The following is a 7366-nucleotide window of genomic DNA, read 5'->3' as shown; positions in this document are numbered from 1 at the left end:
TATCGAACGCGCCACATAACATAAACGCTGCAAACAAAAACAAGCAACAAGCAGAGCAACAAAAGCAAGCAAAGCGAACAATAACCAAACACCACGATGATTGCCCGTGCACAGCCAAAAAAAGCCTTGCGAGACGGATTCGGAGAAGGCATACTCCTCGCTGCAAAACGAAACAAAAACGTCGTCGCACTCAGCGCAGACCTCACCGAAAGCAACAGGCTCAGCGCCTTCAAAAAAAAGTTCCCCGAGCGGTTTATAGAAGTTGGCGTAGCCGAACAAAACCTCATCGGGCTCGCAGCGGGCATGGCCCACGCAGGAAAAATCCCCTTCGCCGCCTCCTTCGCCGCCTTCTCACCCGGCAGGAGCTGGGACCAAATCCGCGTCAGCGTTTGCTATTCAAAAGCGAACGTCAAGATCTACGGCGGTCACGCCGGCCTGACCGTCGGCGAGGATGGGGCAACCCACCAAGCACTTGAAGACATCGCTATCATGCGCGTACTTCCAGAAATGATCGTCATTGCTCCGGCCGACGCCACCGAGATGAAAAAAGCAGTTCTTGCGGCAGCAAAGCACAAAGGCCCAGTCTACCTTCGCGGCGGAAGGGAAAAAACTGAGAGCGTCACCCGAGAAAAAGACCCTTTCACCATTGGCAAAGCAAACGTACTCCGCAAAGGAAGCGACATAACCATCGTCGCGTGCGGCTTGATGGTAAAAGCCGCTCTTGACGCTGCACGCATCCTCACCAAAGCAGGAATCGAAGCGGAAGTCATCAACATGCACACCATCAAACCACTCGACACCAAAACACTCCTCTCCTCCGCAAAAAAAACCGGCAAAGTCATAACAGCAGAAGAACACCAAATCACCGGCGGACTGGGCAGCGCCGTGAGTGAAACACTCTCTGAAGCCCTCCCCGTCCCGCTCAGGCGCGTCGGGGTTGAAGACGCTTTTGGAGAAAGCGGCAAAGCAACAGAACTTCTCGAACACTACGGCCTGACTGCAAAAAACATTGCTCACGTAGCAGAAGAACTTGTGAACGCACACCCCCCGCCGCCCAAACAAAAAACTCAGCACAGCCGAAAAAAAACAAGGACAAAGAAAAGACAAACTCAAAACAAGTAAAGACGGTTCCGAACGCCGCATGAGGAACTAGCAAAAAGCAGCGCATACGCCACTGCCACTCCTGTCCCGTTCCCCTTCCCTCGCCATGAGAACCGGCCCCGCCCCCTTACGAGCACAAACCGCCACTACTTCTCAAAAACAACAAAGCATAAATACAACCCTTCGCCACGCGAAGAGGATCATGACCCCCACCACAACAAAACCCCCTACTGGCGACTCTGCGTGGCGCATAACCGCCGACGACATTACAGACCTCACCTGCGCCTATGGAGGATACGACGCCCCCACGCGCTCCGCCTTGTTCGCGACCGGCCTTTACCACTGCTTCAACGCCAACCAGCAAATCATCAAGCCACGAAACACTCGCCGCGTCAACCCTTTCGACCAAACATACATCACCGGCACCATCCTCACTCTCGACAACCACCTTAACCCAACAAGAAACGATCATTTCGAAGCCGAAATAACACACGCCCACGTCGGCATTGACGCAAACCTCGATGAAATCCTCGTCCCCAACAGCATTCAAGGACCATCTCTCCCCGAAGGAAACCAGGAACTCTACCGCCTCTTAACTCAATGGTTCAAAAGCGCGGACGTTCGCCAATTAGAAATCGCGACAAGAGAATTATTCCAACAAACCTACCCGGGAGCACAGTTTCGCGGCTACCTCCACACCTTCCTCCACACATTTTAAGAAAAACCTTCTCTTCCTTCAACTCTAAAAAGAAGGAAAAACGCCGTTCTGCAGAAAAACCCCCCAATCAAACCATAAGATATATAAACGCGCGAAAGAAAAAAAGAAGAGAGGTGAGCGCTCAATGGGAAAAATTGTTCCACTCGGCAACGAATTCATGCTTACCAGCATCATCGGCTTCATCGTAGTCGCCTTCTGGCCGGGCATATGGGAAACCAACAAAGGAGCAACCATCGCCTTCACCCTCCTCCTCTTCTTCACCATCCTCTTCATCTCCAGCATGATTAGCATGACTTACGCCGAAGAAGACTTCGAAGACGACCTGCGAACAATCTCCTTTGCAACACTCGCAACGAAAAAACAAAAAAAGCGCTGAAAAGCCCGCCTGCCTCTCCCAAAAAAAACAGCTGCCTGCATGAGTTACCATGAAACAACAAAACACACCAACACAACAGCACCGAATAACAATCACCCTCATTTCCTTCTTGCTCATAACCCTCGCCCTCCTCCTCGCTTCTGCTTGCAGCAAGACGGCGTACGTCTGCCCCGACGGAAGCACAACGCCAAACCCCGAAGAATGCAAAGAAGTCAGACCCATCAAGCAAGCACCATCAGGAAAAGGATGTGTTGACTTGTGCGGAGACGGAACGTGCGCAGAAGTTGTCTGCGCAGCAGAAGGGTGCCCTTGCCCTGAAACCCAGCAAAACTGCCCTCAAGACTGCTCCCCAAAAGAAGACCCCGCCGTCAAAGAAATTCTTGAACGAGCCAAAGTCCGCGTCACCTCCTACCAATACCTCCTTCAAAGCCCTCCCACCAACCTCACCCAAGATGAATACCTTGTTCTTGGGGAAAAGATGCGCATCAACCTCCTCAACTTCGTCCAGCTCAACAAAACTGACGGGTACGACACCATATTCGTTGACAAAACCAAAAAAACCGCGACAGGCCTGTGCCTCTCGACAACAAGACGCATATGTAGAACCGCGACCACGCACGAACTCCCCTACACCACCATCTACACCAAAACACCGCTTGACTGGCTCTCAGAAGTGAAAGCCGCCACCATCAAAAACCGCCTCATCTACCAATCAACCCCCTCAACCATCATTTCCTACACGACACGAGACGGACGAAAGGCCGAAATGATCCTTTCAGACTACTACGGCATCCCGCTCAAAATCACCATCTACTCCTCATCAGGCGAAGAAGAAGAAACCTACATCTTCCACGGCCTCAGCGTGAACACCGTCACAGAAGAAGACGTTACTCCTCCATGAGCTTTCTCAAAAAAATCTGGCAGGCACGCGAGCGCAGACAATGGCGCCGCGCCATCAACAAACTCTTCAACCAGCCAGCAGGAAGCATCATGACCCCCTTTGTCAACACGATACGCAGCGACGACTCCCTCCTTGATTGCATCAACATCATGATTGGAGAACAAGTTTCTTGCCTCGTCGTTGAAGAAAAAAAACGCCCCATCGGCATCATCACGGAACGAGACTTCCTCCTCAAAGCGCCGCTCAACCCTGAAATTTTCAAAAAACAAAAAGTCTCTGACTTGATGAGCTCCAACGTCATCACCATCAACCCCAACGACTCCATCAACAGCGCAGAGCTTCTCATGAAGCAAAACAAGATACGGAAGCTCGTCGTGACCGAGAACGACGAGATCAAGGGCATCCTCAGCCAAACGGACCTCGTCAAAGCCGTCGAAGAACAATTCACCCAAAAAGTCGACCTTTACGGCAGCATCCTTTGCGAAAACATCATGAACAAAGTCATCCGCGTAACCAAAAACGAAACGTTCGAAGACGTCCGAAAAAAAATGGCAAAAAACAACATTGGCAGCATCCTCGTTACGAACCGCGACGAAGTCCTCGGCGTCATCACCGAATACGATATCATCGAGCAACTCGCCCGCCTCGACAAAAAACTCCCCAAACTCAAAGTCCACCACATCATGACAGACCCCGTCAAGTGCGTCGCTTCCGACCTCAACATCTTCGAAGCCAACAAGATCATGCTCGCGGAAGGAGTCCGACGCCTCCCCGTCCTCGTCAACAAAAAACTCGCAGGCATCATTACTCAAACAGACCTGTGCCACCAGATGTTCTCCTTCCTCCGCGACAGTCTCAACAGAATCGAAAAACAAGACTTCGGCGACCTCAAAGTCCGTGTAGAAACACGCGACCAAACCATCGTCTACCAAAAATGCGGCGCCCTCATGGAATTCAGCCTTGAATAAACCCAGAAAATACTTCCCGTCCTTCCTTCAACGCGTCTTCCCTGCGCCGTACAACGCGTCAAACTTCTCCTTGAGCTTTCGCTCCTTCCAAAACACCTGGTGCGACGCTCGCTTCTCAAACAAGGCAACAGCTACATGAGCAATGCTCGTCTCGTACCCCTTCAACCCTTTCTCCTGCAGGACACGCTTCGCATCATCCAAACACTCTTTCATCAAGGAAAGATTCTTCTCCTTGGCCTCCTCCTCAATAGTCAACTCCTCCTCAGCATCGAGGAAGACCTCCTCCCACTGAGGATACGTCACGCCTTTAACTGTCCTTGGAAAACTTTTCGAAAACGCCATCGTATCCAACCCTCCCAACAACCGGAACGATATCTGGCCTGCGCTCCCTACAAAGACGCAAAACACCTAAAAACTCCCTGTGGCTCGCAACAATGCCGTAATTAAGGTCGAACGCCACCCACTTCCCGCGCAAAAGGCGCAGGTCTTCGCTATGCAGCGCCAGCCAATCTTCCAGCCGCATAACTCCTCAATAAACCGACCGCCCTTAATAAAGTTTCTGTCACGATTTTCACCAAGAAAAAAAAGAGAATTCTTAAATACTTCCACGCCACAAAAAAAAAACAGCACCACGACACAGCAAAAAAAAGCACTTGCCTTCGCAAAAACACGAAGCGACTAGCAAAGAAGAAGCCCGTCCTCCGATACCATGAAGACTCCAGAACTTACCCGGCGAGAAGCACTGCACCGCATCGTAACACTCACGGCCGCGGCAGCGATGACACCCTCACTCCTGCTCTCCCAGGAGCGATGGCTTGACTTCGACCCCGAGCGCGTGGCGTCCTCCCTCAAACAACCAGGATCCCTCACCCAAGCAATCATGACCGAAGCAGGAAACGCCTATTCCTACCGCAGCCCGCCAGGAACAACCCCGAAGAGCGCTGCCCGCTTCAAAGAACCGCGCTTCGGCACCACAAAAACCCTCGCGATCACGCACGGTCAATCAACCTACCAGTTTACGGCGACGCTGGACGACCAACTCCTCATCTACGACCCCCCCGGCAGCGCCCGCTACGAAAAAGAGTACTGGAAACAGCTCCCGCTCAACGAAGAAGAACAAGAAAAACGAGCCCAACACTTTGCAGCCTGGGAAACCCGCTACCAACACCTCTCAAACCTCCTGCGCAACCCTCCTTTCGCGTGGCGCGCCTCCACGAACGACATCACGGCTACGTACTTCTCCCTTATCGGTACTGACCCCTTCGCCGCGGCGACCTCCCTTGAAGCAACGAGGCACCACTACCTCCTCATCAATAAAGACCAAGACCGTGCAAGCAACGGCCGCGATGGCAACGCTGTTCGCGTCTTCTACGATAAAGAGCGCGACAGCTTCTCTATCGCCATCACCATCGCGCCACCAGCATCACTCCAAGACGTCCTCAGCCCTCACACAGAAGCCTACCGCGCCCAAGGAGACGGAAGCCAAAACAACCACGCCTACAAACTCAAAGAATGGAAAGACTACGATGTCGAAACAACCTACACGTCCCAAACCATCGGCATCCGCGAAGCATGGATTGAAAAAGAAAAAACCGTGCAAGACTACATCAGCGCACTCCCTACAACCTGGGCTCCGCTCATCCAGGAAAAACACTAGCCGAGAATACTGAGAATACTAACGCAAAATACATAATAACAAAAGAAACACAAAAAACCCCTAAACAAACTTTTTCTCGAACGAAGACCCCCCGCTGAGTTTATGCAACGCTGCAGGCGCCTCGCCTCCGTGCCACGAAACACGCGGACGCACCCTGATAGGGTAGAGCTTCTCGTTCGTATCATCAAAAACAAGCGCGGCCCCCTTCACACGAGGCAGGTTGTTGAGCTCAACATCAAGGCCTGCCCGCATATAACTCTGCATAAGCATACCCAAGGCGTCTGTATCGACCTTCGCCGTTATGCGGTGAGCAATAACCGTATCGCTCTGCGTCATCACATCAGTATGAATCTTGCCCGGTTGTTGCGATGCTAAAATCAGGGAAATGCCTGGCTGACGACCCTCACGAAGAATAGTAATGAGCGGACCCGAAGCAAGCGTCGAACCAGTCCTTGGCAAGAACTCATGCGCCTCATCAACAACGAGCCAGACAAGGGGAAATTCCTGGCGAACAAACGCTTCCTGCGAGAAATAACTCACCGACTTGTGCACCTCCCGAAACTCCTCCACCTTCCTGGCCCGCATACGCTCAAGGAACAGCTTTTGCGACACGAGACCTGCAACGAGCGACTTCACGCTCCAACCCCCCTCCTGCGTGTTGTACACGGAAAGATCAAGCACAGAGATCTGGCCCGGAACAACCAAGTTGGCAATCGGCGTTCCTTGCACGTCAAAAACACCCCACGCCCTTGCCATCAAGAACCTGTTTTTCGCCGCCTCCCTGACCATTGGCTCAAACCCTTCCGCCTCCTCAACACGGCGCAACACATGCCCCAATGAGAACTCCTGATGCTCCTCCCGCAAATCGCTCACGACGCGCTCAATGAGCACAGCAACGGGATCGGCAGAATCCAAGCGGAACGCACTCACCCAATCACTCCCTGTCAACTCTGATGGCTGGATAGCAAAAGACGCATCAACAGGAATCCCTTCCTTCCTCGCCTCCATAAAAAACCCTTTCGGCGTAAAGACTTTCACTGGGAAGGCAGCAGGCTTGAGACCCCACTCCTGCAAGAGGTCGGCATCCTTCTGGTTAGGATACTTCATCGTCCAATAAATCCCCATCGTGTCCAAAAGAACAAAGCTCAAGTTTCTGCGCACTTCCTCCGGAAGCAAAGCCATCCCTTCAGCAATAACGCCCATCGTGTAGCTCTTCCCCCCGCCTCGCTTTCCGCAAACGAAAACGACGTGCGAGCGCACAACGTCAAGGTAAACATTGTTTGACAAGCTCTCCGTCTGCCCCATCTTCACGTAATGCTTGCCGAGTAAGACGCAGCCTTCCTTGCCAAACCGCTCCCTGTCCTTTTCAGAACGACCAATAATGATATCGTACATAAAACCTCTTTTCACCGACACGATTTATATAGTTTTGGCTCTGCGAACCCGTAACACCCCCGTAACAACCGCTCGCTACCACCAGACCACGTAACAACGCACGTAACAACGCACAGGACCGCCTTCATTTCTTCACTGAAAAAGAGTATCAAGCGGAAGTTTTAAATACGATGCGGGCACTCCAACCCCCCAGAAAAAGGGGTGAAGAACCTAAAACAAGGGTGAGGCGAATTGAAACCAGACCAAGAAC

9 protein-coding genes are annotated in these 7366 nt (G+C 52.2%); 6 read left to right on the top strand and 3 right to left on the bottom strand.

Annotated elements, in window-relative coordinates; all coding sequences use genetic code 11:
- The first annotated feature begins 96 nt into the window (after positions 1 to 96).
- From D6783_00765 to D6783_00745, 5 genes are all read left to right on the top strand, one after another.
- Positions 97 to 1122 (top strand): transketolase family protein, encoded by a 1026-nt coding sequence (locus D6783_00765; GenBank protein RME53887.1) that lies wholly within the window; start codon positions 97 to 99, stop codon positions 1120 to 1122.
- Positions 1123 to 1207: 85 nt separating this feature from the next.
- The gene (locus tag D6783_00760) at positions 1208 to 1819 is read left to right on the top strand and encodes a hypothetical protein (GenBank protein ID RME53886.1); all 612 of its coding nucleotides are present in this window, start codon (positions 1208 to 1210) and stop codon (positions 1817 to 1819) included.
- 124 nt (positions 1820 to 1943) lie between these two features.
- The gene (locus D6783_00755) at positions 1944 to 2195 is read left to right on the top strand and encodes a hypothetical protein (GenBank protein RME53885.1); all 252 of its coding nucleotides are present in this window, start codon (positions 1944 to 1946) and stop codon (positions 2193 to 2195) included.
- 49 nt (positions 2196 to 2244) lie between these two features.
- Complete coding sequence (locus D6783_00750; GenBank protein RME53884.1) at positions 2245 to 3096, top strand: hypothetical protein; 852 nt, start codon at positions 2245 to 2247, stop codon at positions 3094 to 3096.
- A complete protein-coding gene (locus tag D6783_00745; GenBank protein ID RME53883.1) occupies positions 3093 to 4064 on the top strand; it encodes a CBS domain-containing protein in 972 nt (323 codons plus the stop codon). The genes D6783_00750 and D6783_00745 overlap by 4 nt, the downstream gene beginning before the upstream one ends.
- Positions 4065 to 4091: 27 nt before the next feature.
- On the opposite strand, the gene D6783_00740 is transcribed toward D6783_00745, so the two are convergent.
- The gene (locus tag D6783_00740) at positions 4092 to 4367 is read right to left on the bottom strand and encodes a hypothetical protein (protein ID RME53882.1); all 276 of its coding nucleotides are present in this window, start codon (positions 4365 to 4367) and stop codon (positions 4092 to 4094) included.
- A 4-nt stretch (positions 4368 to 4371) separates the two neighbouring features.
- A complete protein-coding gene (locus tag D6783_00735; protein ID RME53881.1) occupies positions 4372 to 4587 on the bottom strand; it encodes a hypothetical protein in 216 nt (71 codons plus the stop codon).
- Between the two features lie 186 nt (positions 4588 to 4773).
- Here D6783_00735 and D6783_00730 point away from each other — a divergent pair, with 186 nt between their 5' ends.
- On the top strand, positions 4774 to 5721 hold the full coding sequence (locus D6783_00730; GenBank protein ID RME53880.1) for a hypothetical protein: 948 nt from the start codon (positions 4774 to 4776) through the stop codon (positions 5719 to 5721).
- 60 nt (positions 5722 to 5781) lie between these two features.
- On the opposite strand, the gene D6783_00725 is transcribed toward D6783_00730, so the two are convergent.
- Entirely contained in the window at positions 5782 to 7116 is a 1335-nt protein-coding gene (locus tag D6783_00725) for a DUF87 domain-containing protein (GenBank protein ID RME53879.1), read from the bottom strand.
- Between the last annotated feature and the right edge of the window lie 250 nt (positions 7117 to 7366).

Source organism: Candidatus Woesearchaeota archaeon, assembly GCA_003694805.1.
Taxonomy (GTDB): domain Archaea; phylum Nanobdellota; class Nanobdellia; order Woesearchaeales; family J110; genus J110.
The sequence above is the reverse complement of the archived record's forward strand: the minus strand, read 5'-3'. Positions and strand labels throughout refer to the sequence as shown.

Bases quoted from the DNA above. Each gene is read 5' to 3' on its own strand.
- D6783_00765 (RME53887.1), top strand. From the start codon at position 97: ATGATTGCCCGTGCACAGCCAAAAAAAGCCTTGCGAGACGGATTCGGA.
- D6783_00760 (RME53886.1), top strand. From the start codon at position 1,208: ATGAGAACCGGCCCCGCCCCCTTACGAGCACAAACCGCCACTACTTCT.
- D6783_00755 (RME53885.1), top strand. From the start codon at position 1,944: ATGGGAAAAATTGTTCCACTCGGCAACGAATTCATGCTTACCAGCATC.
- D6783_00750 (RME53884.1), top strand. From the start codon at position 2,245: ATGAAACAACAAAACACACCAACACAACAGCACCGAATAACAATCACC.
- D6783_00745 (RME53883.1), top strand. From the start codon at position 3,093: ATGAGCTTTCTCAAAAAAATCTGGCAGGCACGCGAGCGCAGACAATGG.
- D6783_00735 (RME53881.1), bottom strand. From the start codon at position 4,587: ATGCGGCTGGAAGATTGGCTGGCGCTGCATAGCGAAGACCTGCGCCTT.
- D6783_00730 (RME53880.1), top strand. From the start codon at position 4,774: ATGAAGACTCCAGAACTTACCCGGCGAGAAGCACTGCACCGCATCGTA.
- D6783_00725 (RME53879.1), bottom strand. From the start codon at position 7,116: ATGTACGATATCATTATTGGTCGTTCTGAAAAGGACAGGGAGCGGTTT.